Raw genomic sequence first — 19287 nt, 5'->3', positions numbered from 1 at the left:
TCAGTGTCCCTGCCCCTGGCCGCCGGGCATACCCGCACTGGCGATCGGGTCCGGCGCCTGTTCAGCGGTATCGTTTTCTGCCTTCTGCGCGACGGCAAGCAGGACAATGGCGGCGACCACCGACAGTGTACAGAAAGCCGCAACGCCGAGGGTGGTGAGCATGTAGCTGCCAGTGATGTCCCTGGCCAGTCCGCCAGCCCAGGCGGTGCCAAAGACCGCGAGTTGGTGGACGGTGAAAAGCAGGCCGAACATCCGGCCTTTGATTGCCGGGCCATAGAGTCGGAGACACAGCAGCGACGTCAGAATCACCGTGCCCATATAGGTTGCCCCGAAGACCGCCGCGAACACCACAAAGGTCACGCTGCTGGGAGAGACGGCGAGCCAGGTCAGGATCAGGGCCCTCACGCCGTACAGGAGCGCCAGCAGCATGGCGGGTTGGACCTTGCCCGCCAGGTAACCCGCCGCCATCGCGCCGGCGAGCTCGAAAACACCCAGAATGCTCAGGGACAGGGCAAGCACCGTGGAGGTGTCCTGGTGGGCGGTGACCGGCGTTTCCTGCACCAGGGGGACGAAGTGCAGATCGATGAAGGCCATGGAAGAGCCGCATCCGGCGAAACTGATGGCCAGCAGAATGAACAGGGGCTGGTGAAGCTCCGCCAGGATGCCGGCCACCGGCCGACCGGATGGCCGGCCACTGGTATCCGACGGCCTGTCGACAGGGAGATGACGGGCCGCCCAGTGTAGGGGCGCGGCCACGGCCATCAGGAAGCCGAAGCCGATGGCCAGCGCCAGGGCCGACCAGTGGAGCCAGGTGTTCAGCCAGACCCAAAGTGGCGACAGCACAATAAAGCCGATGGCCACCCCGTTGCTGACCGCGGCATAGGCCAGCCCCTTGTGGCGCTCGGCGAAGACGCTGTCGATCCAGACCCCCATCGGCACGAAGGTCATGGCCGCCAGGGCGTAGGCTGCAAGCACGCCGTAGGCGATCAGGAACAGCGGGAAGTTCTGGAAGACTCCCAGCAACACAAACGCCAGTGCCGCTACCAGGGCGCCGGAGATCATCGACCGGTAGGGACCGTAGCGATCACAAATGGTGCCCACCAGCGGTGAAACCACACCAAGGCAGAGACCGAACAGCGCCCCGCTCAGGGCGAACTGGCCGCGCCCCAGATCGAACAGGTCTGCCAGGTCCCGGAAATAGACCTGGTAGGCGCCCTTGATGGACGAACTGAGGAACATAACGCCAAAGCCGACGGCAACGACCCCCCATAGTTGCCGGGAGGCGTTTGCGGATGGGATGGCGTCAGACATGAGCCTGTTCCGGCTGTCCGAGGGTCTGGTAGATGCCCTCGTACATGCCATAGAAAAGCCGGCAGGTATGGTTCACCGCAAACAGCGCCTCTTTCTGCATGGCCGCCGTGGTACAGAGATCGGCGACCAGGTCCAGACCCTGCCGGACGTGGGCCACATCCTCCTTCTGATGAACGGAAAAGAACAGCAGATCTTTTTCCTGAAGCCCGAATACCCGGCCCAGAATCGTGTGCCTCGCATCTTCACCCAGGGTCTCGAGATTCTGCCCTTCGCTGGCAACCAGTACCGCCGCCGCGCCGATGTGATAGCGCTCCGGGTTGGTGCAGGCGTCCATGCGGTAATCGATCAGCTCCTGGGTGGCGGGCAGGGCAGTCACCTTGTCCCGCTCCTGGTCGCTGATGCCCAGGGCACGCAGGAAGTCCTCCATGAGGTGGACGTGGTTCTTGGTGCGGGAGAGCCGGCCGGTTTCTTCCTCGAACATGTTGAACAGCAGGTGGCGCTTGTGCTTCGGCAACGGGCAGAAGAAAAACAGATGCTCTATGTAGGTCAGGAAGTGCCGGGTAAGCTGGTAGCCCTGTAGCGCCACTTTCCGGAGCAGGTGGATGTCCGGGTTATCGGCATTCAGGAGCAGGGCGAAGAGCGGGTGGCTCAGGGTCAGGTTGTGCTGGAGAGTACGGTTCAGTTCAGCACGAAATTCATTACGTTCCATCAGCATATCTCGGTTCCTTGGAGATTGTGGTCATTGATCCGATGAGGCCGTCGTGGCCCCGGTGTCCTTTGGGTAACGGCTTTTGTTCAGGCGACGGGCAACCCGGATGGCGAGGTCGTCGACGCTCTGCTGCATGAAGTGGCCGGCAAATACCTCACCGTTGTGACGGGCATAGTCCTCCAGCACGCCAAACGTCCTGAAGCCCCAGTGCTGCCAGAGCCGGTGAGGCAGGGAGCCCGCCCTGACGTCCAGCAAAAGCCGACTGACTCCCAGCTGGCGGGCTTTTTCGGTGATCTGGCGCAGGGCGGCAGGCAGCAGACCCTGGCCCCGGTACTCGGGTGCGATAACACCCTTCTGCAATTCCGCAAGGTGGCAGGTCGTGGGCAAGGACTGGGGCTTGAGCACGCAGGCAACCACCAGCCGCCCATGAACGCTGCCGATCAGCAGGTGACCACCGCCGGCCAGCGTCTGTTTCAGTTGGCGCAGAAGGGCTTCCTGCGCCTTGCTGTCGTGCTGATCATCAATGCCGAGAATGGCGTCTTCCCCTGCCGTGGCTCCCAGGAGGCGCCACAGGGCACCGCCGAGGGCATCCACGGGCAATGGGGAATCTATCCAGGTGAAGTGACATGTCATAGTGAGCTCCTGTCTCTGGCGGAACAGTGTCCTGTGGCGGCGCCTGACGGGAAAGACCATTTTGTGACACGGGTTCGGCGGGAAAGCGACAGCCTTGTCCCGGCGGGAGCCAGGGATCATGATAGGCGGTCATCGGTAGACTGAATGGGAGGCGGTCACAGTGACAAGGGCATACTCGGGGATACTGGTATTTTTCCTGGCGGGATTCCTGGTGGCGGCGCAGGCATGGTCCTCGCCCCTCAGCGAAGGGCAGGTCAAGCGGTTCGTGGCGGTGATGGAGGCATTACAGACCAGTGACACCTATCTCCACGCGCTGGACGAGGCATGGGATCAGGGGATGAAACAGAAGGACACCCCGGTGTCGGTGCTGGTCTCGGATACGGTGGCGCTCCTGGTGGGCCATGACGCCCATGACGTCCTGGAGCGGCTCGTTGAGGAGCATGGTTTCGCCGATGTCGATACCTGGTCCAGTGTTGGCGACCGGGTGATGCTGGCAGTCATGAGTCTGGAAATGGGTGATACGGCACCCACGCTGGAGGCGGAAATCCCCCACATAAGCGCAGATCTGGCCAATAACCCGAATTTCTCGGCCGAACAGAAAGCGAGTATGCGGAATATGTTGAGTCACAGCGCCGCACTGCTGGCCAAGGTGACAAAAGTACCGGAGGCCGACAGGACCGCCGTCAGGCTCTATCTGGGTGCAGTGAAAAGAGTGCTGAAGTACGAACGGGGATAGAAATTGGGAAAGATTGGAAAAAAATGGCGGTGGGCCAGGGATTCGAACCCCGGGAAGGCTATTAACCTTCGGCGGTTTTCAAGACCGCTGCATTCAGCCACTCTGCCAGCCCACCGTTTATCCAAATTATGCCGTCATTGCGACAGCGACGAGCATGATACCGGAATCGATAGTCGTGTCAACGCCCCGTATTCCATGGATTTTCAGGACTGGTTCAGGCAGTTGCCGTGTTTATCCCAGGTGGTCCGGGTCAGAAGCCTCTCAAAGAGTTGCCGCTCCGCCTGGCAGTCGGCGACATCCGCCCACTGGAAGCTGACAGACTGGCCTGGCCGGCACTGGGCGAGACGGCTGCAATCAAGAACCGGAACGGTTCCGAGCACGGGATATCCACCGATGGTCTGGCGGTCGTTCATCAGGATCATCGGCTTTCCATCGCCCGGGACCTGGATGGTGCCGCAGGACACGCCGCGGGAGACCACCCCACCGTCAGACTGGAGCGCCGGGCCCTCAAGGCGGTAGCCCATCCGGTCCGACTGCCGGCCGATCCGGTAGGACGAGTGGATAAACCGCACAGGATCGCCTGGATCAAGTCCTTCTGGTGACAGGGCCGGCATGACCTTCAGACAGGGCGCCATGCCATAGTGTTTTTGCAGGTGGTGTGGCAACTGGCGATCAGGGAGCCGGGCCCGTTCCGGCAGGTCAGCGGGTAGCCGCGAGCCGGCTTTGACGGGCGAAAGCCCGGCCAGTCCTTCCCGGGCCACCACCGAGCGGCTGCCGCAGAAGCTGCGGGTCCGCCAGCCGCCGGTCACCCCCAGGTAGGTCAGAAGTCCCGTGGCGGGGACTCCCAGCTGTATGCGGTCGCCCTTTTTCAACAGGAAGGTCCGCCAGTTGGCGACGGCCGTCCCGTTGACGCGGGCGTTGCAGTCCGCGCCGGTCAATGAAACCCTCAGGGTCGCCTCGGCCGTCGCTGTGAAACCGCCCAGGGTGATTTCCAGGCAGGCATCCCCGGGGCCGTTGTCCAGCAGGCGGTTGGCCCAGCGGAAGGCATGCAGGTCTGCAGCGCCTCCCGGTGACAGCCCGTGATGCTGGTACCCATGCCGGCCCAGGTCCTGGACCGTGGCGCGGGGACCGGGGTTGTCAACCCAGAGCCCGGTCACCCGGCACCCCTATCGGCCGCTTCCAGCGCGTCACCACCGAGTTCCAGGAAGGCCTGGCGGTCCACCGGGCGGAAAGTGACCTGGTCGCCCACCGATAACAGGGCAAGGTTCTGCTCATCGAACAGCCTGACCGGGCAGCGGCCAATCAGCTGCCAGCCGCCCGGGGAGGCCGACGGGTACACTGCCGTCTGCCGGCCTGCAATGCCGACACTGCCAGCGGGGACCCGTACCCGGGGGCTTTCCAGGCGTGGCCTGGCTATGGTTGGGTCCACCTGGCCCAGGAAGCCGAAGCCGGGGCTGAAGCCGAGGGCGTAGACCTGGTAGGTCGCGGTGGTATGGCGTTCGATAACGTCGTCAATGCTCAACCCGCAGGCGCGGGCGAGGGCAGGCAGGTCCGGTCCGGCATCCGGATGATACCAGACGGGCAGCTCGATGCGACGACCCGGCGGTGGCTCGTGGTTTCCAGAGTTTTCTTCAAGAAGAGGCCGTAGCATTATGATAAATCTACGGAAGTCGATTCGGACAGGGTCGTAGTAAACCGTAACTGTCGTGTAGGACGGAACCACATCGGTTACCAGTTCAGCCAGACTGCTGCGGATACGGGCAACGGCGCCTGCAATGGCGGGGGTGAGCGCCGGGTCGATCTCGTTCCCCCACACCACCACGATCGAGCATTCGGACAGGGGGCGAATATCCACAGTCTGGCTAGCCGTTGACCTGGCCGCTCAGGGCCGATCGTATGGCCCGGGTCGCCGCGAGGGCGTGGCCGTTATCTCCGTGGACACAGAGGCTCTGGGCTGGCAGGGCAAGCCACTTGCCGCTGACGCTGCGAATGCCACCGCGGTTGGCAAGGGACAGGGCCTGTTCCACAATGACCTGCGGATCGTCATGGACCGCGCCGGTCTCAATCCGGGATACCAGCAGGCCCTGGTCGTCGTAGGCCCGGTCGGCAAAGGCTTCAAATATCAGGGGCAGGCCAACCCGCTTCGCCAGCTCCCGATGATGCTCCGCATCCAGTGTGGCTGGAATCATCAGCGGCAGTCCGGAGCGATACGCCGCGACGCCTTCCATTACCGCCGTGAGGATGTCAGGGGAGCGCATCATGTCGTTGTTGAGCGCGCCATGGGGTTTCACATACTCCACCGTTGTGCCCTGGGCCCGGCAGATGCCTTCCAGCGCCCCGGTCTGATACCAGAGCAGCCCCCGGATTTCATCAGCGGTATGGTGAATGGAGCGCCGGCCGAAACCGGCCAGATCCTGATAGGAGGGGTGGGCACCGATCTGGACACCGTGACTGAGCGCCAGGGATACGGTGCGGGTCATGATGGACGGGTCCGAGGCGTGGAAGCCGCAGGCGATGTTGGCCATGTCAATATACGGCATGACCTGCTCATCCTGTCCCATGGTCCAGGCGCCGAAACTCTCGCCGAGGTCGCAGTTCAGTTTCATATCGGGTATCCGGTGCTGATCGCTGTACTGGCGTGCTCGCTCCAGTCTACCATCCAAGGTCCTCTCTGACCTCTTCCGCCCGCTCCTGGCGCCTCGTCAGTCTGGAAGGCTCATTCGATGGCAGGTCCCAGCCTTGCAGGTTCTTTTCGATCAGGGCCACCAGAGCGTCAATGTGCCCCCTGGTGGCGTTCAGTGCCGGAATATAGTGAAACGCGGACCCGCCGGCTTCGAGGAAGTACTCCCGGTTTTCCTCGTTGATCTCCTCTATGGTTTCCAGGCAGTCAGCGGCAAACCCCGGGCAGAATACGTCGATTGAACTCACGCCCTGGTCCGGGAGTCCCTTGAGGGTTTCGTCCGTGTAGGGCCGGAGCCATTCCTCGCGGCCGAACCTTGACTGGAAGGTGGTCATGTAGTCATCGGCCCCGAGGCCAAGCCGTTCCGCCAGCAGGCGTGATGTCTTGTGACATTCGCAGTGATAGGGGTCGCCCCGCAGCAGGTATTTCTTGGGCACGCCGTGATAGGAGAGAACCAGTTTCTGGTGCCTGCCATGCTCCGCCCAGTGCCTTTCGATGTGGCTTGCCATGGCTTCGATATAGGGAGGGAAGTCATGGTAATGGCTGATGAAGCGAAAGTCCGGCAGCCAGCGGCGGCGGCGGAAGTCGGCCGAGACGGCGTCAAAGGTGGAGGCGCTGGTGGATGCGGAATACTGGGGATAAAGAGGCAGCACGAGCAGTTGCCGCATGCCCTGACGACTCATCTCATCGATCACGCTGGGAATCGAAGGGTTGCCATAGCGCATGGCGAAGCCCACCACCACGTTATCGCCGTATTTTTGCTGCAGGGCCGCGCGAATGCCTTCGCACTGGTCCGCCGTGTGGGTCAGCAGGGGCGAGCCGCCGGGCTGCCACACAGACTTGTAGGCCTTTGCCGAGCGGGAGGGGCGAATCCGCAGAATGACGCCGTGGAGAATCAGCCACCACAGAGGACGTGGCACCTCCACAACCCGGGGGTCCCAGAGAAACTCCCCAAGGTAGCGGCCAAGGGCGCTTTTGGTGGGCGCATCGGGAGTGCCCAGATTGGTGACCAGAATGCCCAGCCTTGCCGGCTGGTCGTGGCGAAAACTGTCCTCACCCTTGTAATTCATGGGGCTGCTGATCCTCGAAACGGTCAATGGAAGCGATGCGGTCTGAGCACCTGGAGTACGGTCGCTACGGGTTTCGGGATCAGTCCTTGCGGTTGGCCGCCTGCTGCTGAAGGCGGGGAATGAGGCCACGGAGATCGTAACCGGCCTGGCCGGCGCGCTGGATGATCGGCTCCAGAGGCATACGCCGGGCCGAGCTCAGGGCCCAGAGCACACTGCAGCGGGTGCCGGAGCGGCAGAACGCCAGCACGGGTTTCTCGGCCTCCTCAAAGACCGGGTCGAAGGCGTCGATGTCCTGATCGGTAATGTTGCCGGATTCCACGGGGAGGTAGACCCAGTGGAGGCCATGTTCCCTGGCGGCAGCTTCCAGATCCGCCATTGGCGGCTGCCCGGGTTCTTCCCGGTCCGGCCGATTGGCAATAAGGGTTCTGAAGCCGAGCCTTGCCAGTTCGGCGACCTCCTCCGGCTGGATCTGGGGAGCAACAGAGAGGTCGTCGTCGATCTTGCGAATATCCATGGGGAGCCCTTTGGTCCGAGTGATCTGCGATTTTCAAATTCTACAGAAAACCGCGGGTTAACACAGCCTGCCGGGCGCCCCGGTCCGTTACGCGCTGACAGCAGCGTGACGACGTTCCAGCAGCTGGAAAAGGGCCATGCCCGCAACCATGGCAGCCACAAAGACGACCGCCTTGGTTTCGCCGGCCCCCAGGGCGACGAGCCCCGGCCCCGGGCAGAAGCCCGCCAGACCCCAGCCAGCTCCGAACAGCATGCTGCCTACCAGCAGCCGCGTGGTAATCTCGTCCGCCTTGGGAAGTCGCATATCGAAACCCAGAAAGGATAGGTGACGACGGCGCGCTATGGCAAAAGCGACCACACCAACGGCAATAGCTCCCACCATAACCAGCGCCAGGGATGGGTCCCAGGCACCGGCGATATCCAGGAAGCCAAGTACTTTTTCAGGATTCGCCATCCCCGAAATCAGCAGGCCGAAGCCGAATATCAGGCCGGCGAAAAAGGAAGTTATCGTGTATTTCATTGCAGTATCGCCCTGTTGTGTGGGTTCAGCCGCCGAAGGCATGGCGAATCAGGAACACGGTGACGAAACCCGCCACCATGAAGGTCAGCGTCGCCAGCAGCGAGCGCAGGGAAAACCGTGACAAGCCGCAGACGCCATGCCCGCTGGTACAACCGGAACCGTATCGGGTCCCGACACCCACCAGCAGACCGGCAACAATGATGACCGGATAGCTCGCGTTTACCTCGATGGCCGGCATCGGCGCAAAGGCCACCCAGATTGCCGGTGCCAGGATCATGCCCGCCAGAAAGGCGACCCGCCAGCCGATATCGCTTCTCACCGGTGTCAAAAGGCCACCGAGAATACCGCTGATGCCGGCAATGCGACCGTTGAGAAGGACAAACAGTGCAGCGGCCAGGCCTATTACCAGGCCGCCGATCAGGGCGGACCAGGGGGTAAAACTTTCCCAGGCTATCTGGATCATGACGCTCTCCTGAAATCAGTTGGACTCGACGATTCATAACGGAGGTATATAATAAATGATTCTATGCTTATATCCAAACGATTATTTTCTCGGTGGAGGCGGAGCGGGAGATGCTCGTCACCGTATTTCCGGGCAAAAAAAGGCCCGGCACTGGTGGCCGGGCAGAGGCGTGCGAGTAGTATCCATGAAAGACTTCCAGACAAACCGACGTCATGGAGAAGTCGGTCACTTTCAGTATTGACCAAAATTTAAACACTTCAAGGAATCAGGGGTGTTATTTCAAACTGTTTTTGAATATCAGCGGCTCTCTTATGGTTTACGGCAATGGATTGGCTTGTTTCAGGCACTGCCTTAGGAATCGGATCGGTTGATGTAATACACTGGAGCCCAGAGAACTCTCGTTTGAACATCACAGAACAGGAAGGCGAACAATGGCCGACAAGAAGCATCCTCCGCAGGTCGAGCCGGCCCCAGAGCAGAGTGAAGAAGATTCCCAGATGGCTGGCCGGATCCGCGAGTCCGCCCGCCAGATCTGGCTGGCCGGTCTGGGCGCCTACACCAAGGCGGAAGGTGACGCCGGCCGCTTATTCGAGCGCCTGGTGTCGGAGGGCGAGGAGATTGAATCCAAAACCCGCGGTATCGTGGGACGCAGGGTCAAGGCCGTGGAGCATCGGGTCGAGGACGTCCGTGACCGGGCCACCGGCACCTGGGATCGCCTGGAGACCCTTTTCGACGAGCGGGTTTCCGGCGCCCTGCGTCGGCTGGGTATCCCCCACCGGGAGGAGATGGAGGCGTTGCAGCAAAGGCTGGCCGAGGTCGAAAGGGAGCTTGCTGAGCTCAGGGAGACGTCTGGGGGAAGTCCCGTCCGGAACCCCGGTCGGGATGAAGAGGAATAGGGAGATCAGGGGCGGGTTACTGGTAATCCCGGGCGATAAGTTCCAGCTCATCCCGGACCGGGCCGGGCAGGTGGGGCATCAGCAGGTACAGCACCTGGTAGACGCCCCGGCCGGGGTCGACACCGTTGCGGTTACCCAGGTCCCGAAGTGAATCGTAACTTTCCCAATAGCAGACCGTCAGAGTCAGCTGCTGGCACAGGGCCTCCACACCCGGGTCATCCAGGCTCATCATATTCTGCCGTGACAGACTGCGGCAGAGCGTATGGAACCCCGCTTCCTTGCGTTTGAGAATTCTGCGGAACGGGGTTTTCAACTCGGGATAGCGGGTGAGGATATTCACCAGATCGTGGTAAAGGAAGCGGTACCGCTCCAGGGTCTCGAACAGCAGGTGCAGGAAGAAGCCCAGCTGGTCCAGACTCACCTCCACGTCATCCGGTATCGCCAGCAGATCATCCATCGCTTCCCGGTAATGCCCGAACAGCTCACCGACAATGTCACCCTTGCTGCGGAAGTGGTAGTAGAGATTGCCCGGGCTGATATCCAGTTCGTCGGAGATCAGCAGGGTGGTGACATTGGGTTCGCCCAGCTCATTGAACAGGGCGAGGCTGGCGGACAGTATGCGATCGCGGGTTTTAACCTTCACTGCCACCTCCCTGGCCGGAACGGGTTTACAGGTCGAAGTCCGCCCACACCGGGCAGTGGTCCGAGGGCTTTTTCATGGCCCGGATTTCGTAGCTGACACCGGCCGACCGGGCCCGGGACAGCAGCGCTTCGTCGGCCATGATCAGGTCAATCCGCAGGCCGCGACGGGGATCCCGTTCAAAGCCCCGGCTGCGATAGTCGAACCAGCTGAAGGTGTCCTCCTCCTCGGGATGGAGGTGGCGGAACACATCCGTCAGGCCCCGCTGCTCCAGCCGCGCCATCCACTCCCGTTCTTCCGGCAGAAAACTGGTCTTGCCCTCCCTCAGCCAGCGTTTCACGTTGGCGTCACCAATGCCCAGGTCACGGTCGGTGGGGGCGATGTTCATATCGCCCATGACCAGCAGATAGTCCGACTGGGTTCTGGTTTCGTCCAGCAGTTTCATCAGGTCCTGGTAGAACTTTTCCTTGGCCGGGAATTTAAGGGGATGATCCCGGCTCTCCCCCTGGGGGAAGTAGCCGTTGATGACTGTCAGGGTCTTGTCGTTGACCCGGAACCGGCCCCGGATCAAGCGCCGCTGGGACTCCTCACCATCCCAGGGATAACCTTTGTGGACTCCAGCCGGCGCCTCTTTGGACAGTAGCGCGACGCCATAGTGGCCTTTCTGACCATGGAAGTTGACGTGGTAGCCCATGGCTTCGACGTCTTCCACCGGAAACTGGTCATCGCTGACCTTGGTTTCCTGGAGTCCGATGATATCCGGCTGGAGCTGATCGACAACGGCCTCCAGCTGGTGGAGACGGGTACGGATACTGTTGACGTTGAAGGACACGAATTTCATGGAAAGGGACTCTGCCATTCAGTGAGGATGCCGGCAAAGTCTATCACAGCCAGCGGAAGCACCAAGGCCCGGTTCTCCCGGGCCGTTTCAGGCCCCTGTCAGGGTAACAGCGGGCAGTCCGCTGGCTCGGTGACCCGGTAGCGCAGGTCAACCACGTAGTTTTCTTCCTGGTTCCGGCGGATGTTGCCCAGGCCCGAGTAATGGGTGAGGAAACCCTGCTCGTCATAGCCCAGTCGGATCGGATCCACCAGCATGCCCATCAGGAAGCCCGAAGGCTTGATGCGGAAGGCATGCCTGGCTCCATCCAGCGGGTCAGGGTCAGGCTCCGCCACAAAATCATAGGCTTCGCCCCGGGTCGGGGCCAGGAACCGGAACTCAACGGAGCCACCCTCCCTGAGCGTGTCCCAGTTGGCCCGGATAAAGTGGTCGAAACCGGCGTCCACAACCAGCCGGGGGGTTACCTCAAGTTTCCAGCGTTCCGCCTCGCCATTCCCCAGGGACCATTCGACCCGCGCCACCTCTTGCTGATCTCCGAAGGTTACTTCGAGCGTTTCGTTGAAATCCGGCTGGCGGAAGTCCACTTCCGGACGGATGAGAGTGTCAGGGTAGGTGAGGCTTTTTTTGGCAAAGGGGGAGTCCCCATCCGGGCGGATATAATCAACCTTCTGGCTGCCCGGCCGCCAGCTACCTTCTTTGCAGCTGCCGGAAACCCGGTGCCGCTCCTGGTATATGACTTCCCCCTGCTGGTCCCTGGCAGTCCCTTCAAAGGCGAAATCCGCGGCCCGCGCCCCGGTGACGCTGACCAACAGCAGGGCGAGGGGGATGAATGGGTGAACGCGAAGCACTGTCATGTCATCGTCTCCCGGAAAAAATGTCGCTGGAGCCATAGCAGCAGAGGGAAGATCAGAAGCCAGCCCAGGGCCAGCGCGACCAGAGATTCGGTAAAGTGGGGGAAGGAGATGGCGTCCAGGCGATTGGCGGCGAAATAGGCGAAAGGCCCGGCGACAGGAGCAAGCACGAAGGGCAGCCAGAGACGTTCCTGCATCCATACCAGGGAGTGGCCCGGGGTGGTCAGGAACAGCGCCCAGATCGCCATCAGCCAGGGCGGCGTCCAGACGCTGCCGCTGGCGTCCCGGAGGATCCCGGTCTGAAACCACAGTCCGTCCAGCAGAGTGCCGAGCACCACACCCAGCAGAATGAAACGGAGTTCCGGCCAGGGGCGTCGACTGATCACGGTCAGGTGGACCATGACAATGACCAGGCTGATCACCACGGCGATCCAGTTGGTAAGCCATACGCACAGAAACCAGCCTGCCTGGAACAGCAGGAAATTGATCACCTTCAGCGTGGTATCACGTGCCACGGCGGATCAGCCCTGCGCCGTATCGGAAATCAGGTTCGGCCGCCTGTTGTGGGGCTTGGCCAGTACCAGCTGGTTGACCCCGATGGCCCGCTCGCTGAACCCCGCCTCACAGTACGCGAAATAGAAGTGCCAGAGCCGCCGGAAGGCCTCGTCGTAGCCAAGGGACTCCAGCTCGCCGGCTTTGGCCATGAAGCGCTCGCGCCAGTCCCGCAATGTACGGGCATAGTGGAAGCCGAAGTCTTCGGCGTGGGTCAGCACCAGATCGGTTTCCCGCCGGACCGAGCCGAGAATGGCGCCGAAAGAGGGAATGAAACTCCCGGGGAAGATGAACCGCTGAATGAAATCCACGTTCTTCAGCGCCCGGTGATAGCGCTGCTCCGGCATGGTGATCGCCTGCACGAGAGCCAGCCCGTCAGGTTTGAGCAGGCGGCTGATCTGGCTCAGATAGCTGTCCAGGAACTGCGGCCCCACCGCTTCAATCATCTCGATGGAGACCAGTTTATCGAACTGGCCTTCCAGATCCCGGTAGTCATCGAACAGCAGGGTGACCCGGTCCTGCAGACCTTCCTTTTCGACCCGCCTCCTGGCCAGGGCCAGCTGTTCGCTGGAAATGGTGGTGGTGGTGACATGGCAGCCATAATGTTTGGCTGCATGAACCGCAAAACCGCCCCAGCCGGTACCGATTTCCATCACCCGGTCGCCGGGCTGAAGGTCCAGTTTGCGGCAGATCAGATCAAGCTTGTGGACCGCTGCCTCTTCCAGGGTGGCCTCCTGGCGGGGATATACCGCCGAGGAATACATCATGGTGGGGTCGAGAAAAGTCTCGAAGAGGTCATTGCCCAGATCGTAATGGGCGGATATGTTCTTGCGGGATCCCTCCCGGGTATTGCGGTTGAGCCAGTGCAGCCCCTTGAGAGCGGGTTTCGTCAGCCAGCTGAAGCGGTCCTCGAAGGCATTCATCCGGTCCACGTTACGGGTAAAGAAGCGGAGCAGGGCGGTCAAGTCCGGCGAACTCCAGTCACCGGCGACGTAGGCCTCCGCCGCGCCCACACCACCCCCGGTAAGCAGGTCCCGCCAGACACTGTGATCGTGCACATCGATCCGGGCCGCAGGCCAGGTGAAGTCGCCATCGCCGAACACCCGGTCGTCGAAGCCGCGCTCCCTCACCACCAGTTCGCCGTGACCCAGTTCTGCCAACTGGGTGAAAACGAGCTTCCTGGCCCAGCTGCTGGCCACCGGCATATCCCGGGGCGACGCCGTGCTGCTGGTGTCCTGGCGGGTGCGGTTGTTTACGTTCTCCATGAGCTGATCCTCGTGGCCTTGGCGCCGGAAAAGTGTGGTTCGGTTTTGGTGTCGGCGAGTCCCACATCCAGCCCCTGGTCCTCATTGCCCCGCCCCTGCTGGGGATGGTCTGACGGAAGTTTGTCCGGGTGGGTGTGAAACGGGACCCCCTTGAGTTTCAGTCTGAGCGCGTGCCAGTAGATGCCGGCGACCACCTTGAAAGATTCCAGGGGAAAACGCCTCAGGCTGTGTCTGATCTGTTTACGAGTCACAGGGGTGCGCTGGACCACCAGGGTGGCATCAAAAACCTTGCGTTGGTGGGGTGCCCCCGGGCTGCCAGGGCGATTCACGTTCATATGGATGCGCAGCTCCGGGCCCCGGAAGCTGAAGCTCCACTGGTATTGCTGGTCCATGGGATTGAAGGGCGAAACATGAAAGCGCTTGCCGAAACCGGCCTTTACCGTCTGCCAGCCTGTTCCGGTGACGCTGACGTCGCCCACATCCAGGCAGTAAAGGTGACGCTCATGCCATGGGGTGTTGGTGATCTGGGCGAGGATCACCCTGGGCACGGCACCGTCGGCGGGACGGTCTCCGCTGCGGTAGCAGAAGTAAAAGCTCACCGGATTGAAAACATAACCGAAGTGCCGTGGATGGGTAATCAACTCGATATCGCCGTCGGGGAGCCAGCCGGTGGCCGCCTCCACCCGGTCCCGGACCGCCTGCTTCAGGTTCGGCTCCGCCGGGTCCAGGTAATCCCGCCGATGCATTGAGAGCCAGTTGAAGCCTTCCACTGACACCAGGCGGCTGAAACGGCCAAGGCGCGACCACTCGTCGAGGTTGAGGGCCAGCATCCCCGTCCGGTATTCGAACTCATGGCTGACCGGTTGCCGGCGTCGGTGACGGATCGTGCCTTCCAGCCAGCTGCTGGCCAGCACCTGGGTATCACTCACAGGCTCACCCCCAAGTCTTCGGTTACTCTCAGGGCGCTGCGAACCCCATCCTCATGAAAACCGTTGAACCAGTAGGCGCCACAATAGTGGGTACGGTTGCGGTTGCCGATTTCATGATAGCGCTGCTGAGCCGCAACGGCAGCGAGGGAAAACACAGGGTGGGCGTACTCATAACGCTCAATGATTCGCCGCTCGTCGATATCCCGTGTCCGGTTCAGGGTGACGCAGAAGGTTTCCGGGGCGTCGTGGAAATTCTGGAGAATGTTCATGTTGTAACTGACCGATACCGGCTGGTCCTGCCGCTGGGGAATGTAATAGTTCCATGCGGCCCAGGCCCGCCGGTTGGACGGCAGAACCGAGCTGTCCGTGTGCAGGACCACGTCGTTGTTCTGATACGGAATTGCCGCGAGAATTTCGGACTCCTCCGGGGTCGGGTCCCCCAGCATGGCCAGCGCCTGGTCACTGTGGCAGGCAAAAACCACCTGGTCGAAGGCCAGGTTCTCACCATGAACCCGCATGGTGACACCAGAGGCGCCACGGGTAACATGCTCCACCGGACTGTTCAGGTGGGTAAGATCTTCCAGGCGCTCCATCATCCGGTCCACGTAGCGGGCCGAACCCCCGCTGATCACCCGCCACTGGGGTCTTTGGTCCACCGACAGCATGCCGTGATTGTTGAAAAACTGAAGGAAAAAGCGAATAGGGAACTGCTCCAGGACGATTTCCGGCGCCGACCAGATGGCAGAACCCATTGGCACAATATAGTGGTTCCGGAAATAACGGGAAAACCGGTGTCTGTCGAGGTAGCTGCCCAGGGTCTCGGTATCGTCCAGGGTTCCGGCGCCAAGATCGCCACGGGTCTGGTCGTTGAACCGGAGAATCTCCCGCACCATCTTGAGAAAGGGCAGGTTTAAAACATTGCGACGCTGGGCGAACAGGGCATTGACGTTGGTGCCATTGTACTGGAGCCCGTTGGCGGCGGAGTCGACGCTGAAGCTCATGTCGCTTGGCTCGGAGTCGACACCGAGCCGTTCCATCAGCCTGATGAAATTGGGGTAGGTCCAGTCGTTGAACACAATGAACCCCGTGTTGACCGGCCAGTCGCGGCCACCGGCGCTGACCGGGCGTGTGTTGGTATGGCCGCCGGCGTAATCACCGGCCTCAAACAGGGTGACGTCGTGGTGTTCGGATAACAGCCAGGCCGTGGTGAGTCCGGCCACGCCAGCGCCGATCACGGCAATTCGTTCGCGGGTGTTGCTCATTATGATTCAGTTTTCCCGGGTGGTGTCTCGCGCCATTCTGGCGGCCATTTTGTCGATCAGGGGCTGGGGCAGGTTGGACAGAAGCCTCAGGGTCCAGGTGAAGCGCCGCGGGAACTCGATGCTGTGCCTGCCTTTCCTGAGGCCCCGCAGGATCCGGTCGGCCGCGTCCTCGGCTGAAATCAGAAAGGGCATCGGAAAGTCGTTCTGGTCGGTCAGGGGCGTCTTGACGAAACCTGGCGAGACCAGGAATACCTCGATACCCTCTGACGCGAGATCCGCCCGCAGCGACTGCGTGAAATAGCTCAGTGCCGCCTTGGACGCACCGTAGCCTTCGGCCCGGGTAAACGGAAACCACCAGGCGGAGGAGCCGACGATAACCAGGGCAGCCTTCTCGCCTTTGGCCCGGGCACGCCTCAGTGCGGGCAGTGCACGCTCCACACTACGCACGGTGCCCATGACGTTGGTTTCGATATTGCGGCCGATCAGAGCGCTGTCGAAATGATCTGGATCAACGTATTCACAGGTACCCGCGTTCAGAATGGCCATATTCAGAGAACCGAACTGCTCAAGGGCCGGTTCGATCCGCGCCAGCTGGTCCACACTGGTCGTGTCCGCCGCCGCGGCAACGATGCGGTCGGGCGCCTGAGCCACCAGTTTGTCGAGCGCCTCCTGACGGCGCCCGGTCACCACCAGCCGGTGCCCCTGTCGGGTCAGCGCCTCGGCCAGTGCTTCACCGATACCGGACGTCGCTCCGGTCAGCCAGATGGAAGTCGGTCTGGACAGAAAACCGCTCATGATGCGAACTTCCTGATCCAGCGAATCACGGTGCCGAGTAGCGGCAGGTTCTGGTAAAGCAACTCGCCGGCATCGAAATAGTCCCGGTGATAACGGACCCGGCCCTCACTTACCTGCAGGTGGCTCATACCGGCAACAGTGACCTCGCGCCCCCGGCGCAACCTGGGGTGTTTAAGGTACATGGTCCAGGTAACGCAGGCCTGGTTGCCATTGAAGACCGTGTCAGAGAACTCGAAATGGCACGAGCTGACGTTGCTGTAGACCTTTTCAAAATAGGCCCGGAGACCGACAATACCGTCAACTTCGCCGAAAGGGTCTATAAATTGGACATCAGAGCCGTAGACATCGTCCAGGTTGCCGACGTTGCCGGCACACATGGTGTTGAAGAGGCGCTGGAACCGGTCCACGGTCCCCTCAACGGATTGGTTGCGGTAGATGTCTGTTGCGCTGGCGGGTGCGGTCTGGATCGTCATGGGCGATTTCCTCGTTGCTGGTCAATGCGACGGGTTTCATCCCGAACGGTTTCCGGTATTGGCTTGAGGTCGTGGACGATGCCGAGCCTGGACAGCAACCAGAGACCGTAGTAGGTGAGGTCGATTTCGTACCAGCGGAAACCCTGGCGGGCCGACTGGGGCCAGCGGTGGTGGTTGTTGTGCCAGCCCTCGCCAAAGGTGATCAGGGCAAGCCAGAAATTGTTGCGACTGTTGTCGGGGGTGTCAAAACGCCGGGAGCCCCAGACATGGGATAGCGAGTTGATGGAAACGGTGGCGTGAAACAGCGCCACGGTGGAGATGAAAAAGCCCCACACCAGTAACTGTGGGCCATTGGTGCCGAGGCCCGGGGCCCAGGCCGCTAGCGCTTCGCCGAGGGTATAGATCAGCACAGCCGCAGCGGCGGGAACCAGGGCGTCGAAGCGGTTGATAAAACGCAGTTCCGGGAATCGCAGCCAGTCCTTCACCCTTCGCTCATCGGTGCGGAAGCCGGCGTCGCAGGTGAACCATCCGACGTGGGACCACCAGAAGCCACCGTGGTGGGGGGAGTGCAGATCCTCTTCCCGGTCGGAATGCTGGTGATGGTGGCGGTGGTGTGCCGCCCACCACAGTGGTCCCCGCTGGGCGGCACTTGCCCCGAGCAGGGCGAACAGGAATTGCCAGCCACGGGTGGTTCTGAAGGTCTTGTGGGAAAAGTACCTGTGGTAGAAACCGGTTATGGCGAACATGCGGACGGCAAAGAAAGCCACTGCGAAGCCCAGGGCAAAGGCACTGACACCGGTAACGAAAGCCAGCAGGCAGGCCAGGTGCAGGGCAATGAAGGGCAGCACCCGGAGGGCATTGAATTGGCGCGACTCTATATCAAGCTGATCCGAACCGGCGTTTGAGTCGAACCATCTCAGAATGTTTGTGAGCCAGGACTGAACTCTGGTCATGCCGATACAACCTTTTGCAGATAAGCGTGTAGTGCCGCAGAAATCGCTGCATTGACTTTTACGTTTTCCATCACTCTTTTGGATGCCTCTTAACACATGTTTAATAGTTCAAACCCACACCTACCATTACGCAGGATCGCCATCGTTGGTTCAGGGCTCGCCGGCCTGACCGCAGGTCGTCAGCTCCGGGCAGCCGGTATCGATGTTGTTCTGTTCGAGAAAAGCCGCGGTCCCGGGGGCCGGATGGCAGCCAAACGTCTGCCGGAGATTGCGGGAAGCGCCAGTTCGGCGGATATCGGAGCCCAATACTTCACTATCCGAAATCCTGCTTTTCGCAGCTTTCTCGACCAGTACGCAGGCCGTGAAAGTTACGGCGAGTGGTCCGGCATCTTCCGGTTCCAGGGTGCGGATAATGTCTGGCAGCAGTTGCGCCCGGCGGAACGCTTTGTGGGCATCCCGAGAATGACCGCCATCACCAGGGCCCTTTCCACGTCCCTGGAGATAAAAGCCGGTATCCGTATCCAGTCCCTGGATCAGGGCACTGGGGGGCTCTGGCGGTTGACGGACACGGACGGCGGTGTGCATGACGGGTTTGATGCAGTGCTGCTGACGCCACCGCCGGCCCAGACCGAAGAGCTGCTGAAAGCCAGCCGGCTGGACAGCCTGGCGAACGACCTGAACATACGGATCAGTCGCCTGCAGGCCTGCTGGACCGTCGTCGTCCGTTTTCCAACGGGCACCGGCACCGATATCAGCGGCTATATGCCCAACAGTCGCCTGCTGCACTGGGCCGGTAACAACTCCAGTAAACCCGGTCGGGAGGATGAGGGCGAGTGGTGGGTGCTCCATGGAGACCCGGACTGGTCCGATGCCAATACCGAAACCGATCCCGAGGAAGTCCGGCGGCAGCTGCTTGACGAGTTTCTCAGCATCAGCGGCATCACCGCCGAACCCAGTGAAACCTTGCTGCACCGATGGCTCTATGCGCGGCCCCGGGCCCGCACGGGGCCTGGCCACCTCTGGTTCGACGACCACCGCATTGGCATCATGGGGGACTGGCTCGAGGGGGGTCGTGTGGAGGGCGCGTTCAACAGTGCCGACGGCCTGGTACGGAGGCTCGAGTCCCTGGGCCTGGTGCCGGCGCCGCAGCCGGATGCAGAAGTACAGAGCTGACTGCCGGGGCAGGGGCTGACAGCGC

General features: G+C 61.5%; 23 protein-coding genes and 1 tRNA gene. 3 read left to right on the top strand and 21 right to left on the bottom strand.

Annotation, left to right across the window (positions count from 1 at the left end; all coding sequences use genetic code 11):
- The 3 genes from BM346_RS02405 to BM346_RS02395 are packed head-to-tail and all read right to left on the bottom strand — an operon-like array spanning position 1 to position 2653.
- On the bottom strand, positions 1-1311 hold the full coding sequence (locus BM346_RS02405; RefSeq protein ID WP_167812654.1) for an MFS transporter: 1311 nt from the start codon (positions 1309-1311) through the stop codon (positions 1-3).
- Positions 1304-2026, bottom strand: a complete 723-nt coding sequence (locus BM346_RS02400; RefSeq protein WP_092008697.1) for a TenA family transcriptional regulator — start codon at positions 2024-2026, stop codon at positions 1304-1306. Before BM346_RS02400 ends, BM346_RS02405 begins: the two co-directional genes overlap by 8 nt.
- A gap of 24 nt (positions 2027-2050) precedes the next feature.
- On the bottom strand, positions 2051-2653 hold the full coding sequence (locus tag BM346_RS02395; protein WP_092008696.1) for a GNAT family N-acetyltransferase: 603 nt from the start codon (positions 2651-2653) through the stop codon (positions 2051-2053).
- Positions 2654-2813: 160 nt separating this feature from the next.
- Here BM346_RS02395 and BM346_RS02390 point away from each other — a divergent pair, with 160 nt between their 5' ends.
- Entirely contained in the window at positions 2814-3389 is a 576-nt protein-coding gene (locus BM346_RS02390; protein ID WP_092008695.1) for a hypothetical protein, read from the top strand.
- A gap of 24 nt (positions 3390-3413) precedes the next feature.
- Here BM346_RS02390 and BM346_RS02385 read toward each other — a convergent pair.
- The 8 genes from BM346_RS02385 to BM346_RS02350 all read right to left on the bottom strand — a co-directional run bounded on the left by BM346_RS02385 (position 3414) and on the right by BM346_RS02350 (position 8635).
- Positions 3414-3504, bottom strand: a tRNA-Ser gene (locus tag BM346_RS02385).
- A gap of 88 nt (positions 3505-3592) precedes the next feature.
- Positions 3593-4546, bottom strand: a complete 954-nt coding sequence (locus BM346_RS02380) for a 5-oxoprolinase subunit C family protein (RefSeq protein WP_092008694.1) — start codon at positions 4544-4546, stop codon at positions 3593-3595.
- On the bottom strand, positions 4543-5244 hold the full coding sequence (gene pxpB / locus BM346_RS02375; RefSeq protein ID WP_092008693.1) for a 5-oxoprolinase subunit PxpB: 702 nt from the start codon (positions 5242-5244) through the stop codon (positions 4543-4545). The genes BM346_RS02380 and pxpB overlap by 4 nt, the downstream gene beginning before the upstream one ends.
- 7 nt (positions 5245-5251) lie before the next feature.
- The gene (locus BM346_RS02370) at positions 5252-6004 is read right to left on the bottom strand and encodes a 5-oxoprolinase subunit PxpA (RefSeq protein WP_092013215.1); all 753 of its coding nucleotides are present in this window, start codon (positions 6002-6004) and stop codon (positions 5252-5254) included.
- 37 nt (positions 6005-6041) lie between these two features.
- The gene (hemH, locus tag BM346_RS02365; protein WP_092008692.1) at positions 6042-7139 is read right to left on the bottom strand and encodes a ferrochelatase; all 1098 of its coding nucleotides are present in this window, start codon (positions 7137-7139) and stop codon (positions 6042-6044) included.
- Positions 7140-7218: 79 nt separating this feature from the next.
- Entirely contained in the window at positions 7219-7653 is a 435-nt protein-coding gene (locus BM346_RS02360; RefSeq protein ID WP_092008691.1) for a protein tyrosine phosphatase family protein, read from the bottom strand.
- An 87-nt stretch (positions 7654-7740) separates the two neighbouring features.
- Positions 7741-8172, bottom strand: a complete 432-nt coding sequence (locus tag BM346_RS02355; protein WP_092008690.1) for a DUF6691 family protein — start codon at positions 8170-8172, stop codon at positions 7741-7743.
- 25 nt (positions 8173-8197) lie between these two features.
- Positions 8198-8635, bottom strand: a complete 438-nt coding sequence (locus BM346_RS02350; RefSeq protein ID WP_092008689.1) for a YeeE/YedE family protein — start codon at positions 8633-8635, stop codon at positions 8198-8200.
- 431 nt (positions 8636-9066) lie between these two features.
- Here BM346_RS02350 and BM346_RS02345 point away from each other — a divergent pair, with 431 nt between their 5' ends.
- Positions 9067-9531: a phasin family protein gene (locus tag BM346_RS02345; protein WP_092008688.1), complete on the top strand. Its 465-nt coding sequence runs from the start codon at positions 9067-9069 to the stop codon at positions 9529-9531.
- 16 nt (positions 9532-9547) lie between these two features.
- Here the strand turns inward: BM346_RS02345 and BM346_RS02340 are convergent, their stop codons facing one another.
- The 10 genes from BM346_RS02340 to BM346_RS02295 all read right to left on the bottom strand — a co-directional run bounded on the left by BM346_RS02340 (position 9548) and on the right by BM346_RS02295 (position 18089).
- Positions 9548-10174 (bottom strand): TetR/AcrR family transcriptional regulator, encoded by a 627-nt coding sequence (locus BM346_RS02340; RefSeq protein ID WP_092008687.1) that lies wholly within the window; start codon positions 10172-10174, stop codon positions 9548-9550.
- A gap of 25 nt (positions 10175-10199) precedes the next feature.
- Positions 10200-11012 carry an exodeoxyribonuclease III gene (gene xthA, locus BM346_RS02335; RefSeq protein WP_092013212.1) on the bottom strand — a complete coding sequence of 271 codons (813 nt, stop codon included), beginning with the start codon at positions 11010-11012 and terminating at the stop codon, positions 10200-10202.
- Between the two features lie 98 nt (positions 11013-11110).
- Positions 11111-11863: a hypothetical protein gene (locus BM346_RS02330; protein WP_092008686.1), complete on the bottom strand. Its 753-nt coding sequence runs from the start codon at positions 11861-11863 to the stop codon at positions 11111-11113.
- Entirely contained in the window at positions 11860-12375 is a 516-nt protein-coding gene (locus BM346_RS02325; protein WP_092008685.1) for a DUF2878 domain-containing protein, read from the bottom strand. Before BM346_RS02325 ends, BM346_RS02330 begins: the two co-directional genes overlap by 4 nt.
- A gap of 6 nt (positions 12376-12381) precedes the next feature.
- Positions 12382-13677, bottom strand: coding sequence for an SAM-dependent methyltransferase (locus BM346_RS02320; protein WP_092008684.1), 1296 nt, complete (start codon positions 13675-13677; stop codon positions 12382-12384).
- Positions 13665-14588, bottom strand: coding sequence for a DUF1365 domain-containing protein (locus BM346_RS02315; RefSeq protein WP_092013210.1), 924 nt, complete (start codon positions 14586-14588; stop codon positions 13665-13667). Before BM346_RS02315 ends, BM346_RS02320 begins: the two co-directional genes overlap by 13 nt.
- 14 nt (positions 14589-14602) lie before the next feature.
- Positions 14603-15868 carry an NAD(P)/FAD-dependent oxidoreductase gene (locus tag BM346_RS02310; RefSeq protein WP_092008683.1) on the bottom strand — a complete coding sequence of 422 codons (1266 nt, stop codon included), beginning with the start codon at positions 15866-15868 and terminating at the stop codon, positions 14603-14605.
- A 6-nt stretch (positions 15869-15874) separates the two neighbouring features.
- Positions 15875-16663: an SDR family NAD(P)-dependent oxidoreductase gene (locus tag BM346_RS02305; RefSeq protein ID WP_092008682.1), complete on the bottom strand. Its 789-nt coding sequence runs from the start codon at positions 16661-16663 to the stop codon at positions 15875-15877.
- Positions 16660-17136, bottom strand: coding sequence for a nuclear transport factor 2 family protein (locus BM346_RS02300; protein ID WP_092008681.1), 477 nt, complete (start codon positions 17134-17136; stop codon positions 16660-16662). The genes BM346_RS02305 and BM346_RS02300 overlap by 4 nt, the downstream gene beginning before the upstream one ends.
- Entirely contained in the window at positions 17133-18089 is a 957-nt protein-coding gene (locus BM346_RS02295) for an acyl-CoA desaturase (RefSeq protein WP_092008680.1), read from the bottom strand. Before BM346_RS02295 ends, BM346_RS02300 begins: the two co-directional genes overlap by 4 nt.
- 96 nt (positions 18090-18185) lie before the next feature.
- On the opposite strand from BM346_RS02295, the gene BM346_RS02290 reads away from it, so the two are divergent.
- Positions 18186-19262: an NAD(P)/FAD-dependent oxidoreductase gene (locus tag BM346_RS02290; protein WP_092008679.1), complete on the top strand. Its 1077-nt coding sequence runs from the start codon at positions 18186-18188 to the stop codon at positions 19260-19262.
- Positions 19263-19287 lie beyond the last annotated feature (25 nt).

It is taken from the genome of Marinobacter daqiaonensis, from assembly GCF_900115285.1.
GTDB lineage: Bacteria > Pseudomonadota > Gammaproteobacteria > Pseudomonadales > Oleiphilaceae > Marinobacter > Marinobacter daqiaonensis.
Note: the sequence above shows the minus strand (reverse complement) of the source record. Positions and strands in the feature narration are given on the sequence as shown.

Coding starts and splice junctions, on each gene's coding strand:
- BM346_RS02405 (WP_167812654.1), bottom strand. CDS start 1,311: ATGTCTGACGCCATCCCATCCGCAAACGCCTCCCGGCAACTATGGGGG.
- BM346_RS02400 (WP_092008697.1), bottom strand. CDS start 2,026: ATGCTGATGGAACGTAATGAATTTCGTGCTGAACTGAACCGTACTCTC.
- BM346_RS02395 (WP_092008696.1), bottom strand. CDS start 2,653: ATGACATGTCACTTCACCTGGATAGATTCCCCATTGCCCGTGGATGCC.
- hemH (WP_092008692.1), bottom strand. CDS start 7,139: ATGAATTACAAGGGTGAGGACAGTTTTCGCCACGACCAGCCGGCAAGG.
- BM346_RS02360 (WP_092008691.1), bottom strand. CDS start 7,653: ATGGATATTCGCAAGATCGACGACGACCTCTCTGTTGCTCCCCAGATC.
- BM346_RS02355 (WP_092008690.1), bottom strand. CDS start 8,172: ATGAAATACACGATAACTTCCTTTTTCGCCGGCCTGATATTCGGCTTC.
- BM346_RS02350 (WP_092008689.1), bottom strand. CDS start 8,635: ATGATCCAGATAGCCTGGGAAAGTTTTACCCCCTGGTCCGCCCTGATC.
- BM346_RS02345 (WP_092008688.1), top strand. CDS start 9,067: ATGGCCGACAAGAAGCATCCTCCGCAGGTCGAGCCGGCCCCAGAGCAG.
- xthA (WP_092013212.1), bottom strand. CDS start 11,012: ATGAAATTCGTGTCCTTCAACGTCAACAGTATCCGTACCCGTCTCCAC.
- BM346_RS02330 (WP_092008686.1), bottom strand. CDS start 11,863: ATGACAGTGCTTCGCGTTCACCCATTCATCCCCCTCGCCCTGCTGTTG.
- BM346_RS02320 (WP_092008684.1), bottom strand. CDS start 13,677: ATGGAGAACGTAAACAACCGCACCCGCCAGGACACCAGCAGCACGGCG.
- BM346_RS02310 (WP_092008683.1), bottom strand. CDS start 15,868: ATGAGCAACACCCGCGAACGAATTGCCGTGATCGGCGCTGGCGTGGCC.
- BM346_RS02305 (WP_092008682.1), bottom strand. CDS start 16,663: ATGAGCGGTTTTCTGTCCAGACCGACTTCCATCTGGCTGACCGGAGCG.
- BM346_RS02300 (WP_092008681.1), bottom strand. CDS start 17,136: ATGACGATCCAGACCGCACCCGCCAGCGCAACAGACATCTACCGCAAC.
- BM346_RS02295 (WP_092008680.1), bottom strand. CDS start 18,089: ATGACCAGAGTTCAGTCCTGGCTCACAAACATTCTGAGATGGTTCGAC.
- BM346_RS02290 (WP_092008679.1), top strand. CDS start 18,186: ATGTTTAATAGTTCAAACCCACACCTACCATTACGCAGGATCGCCATC.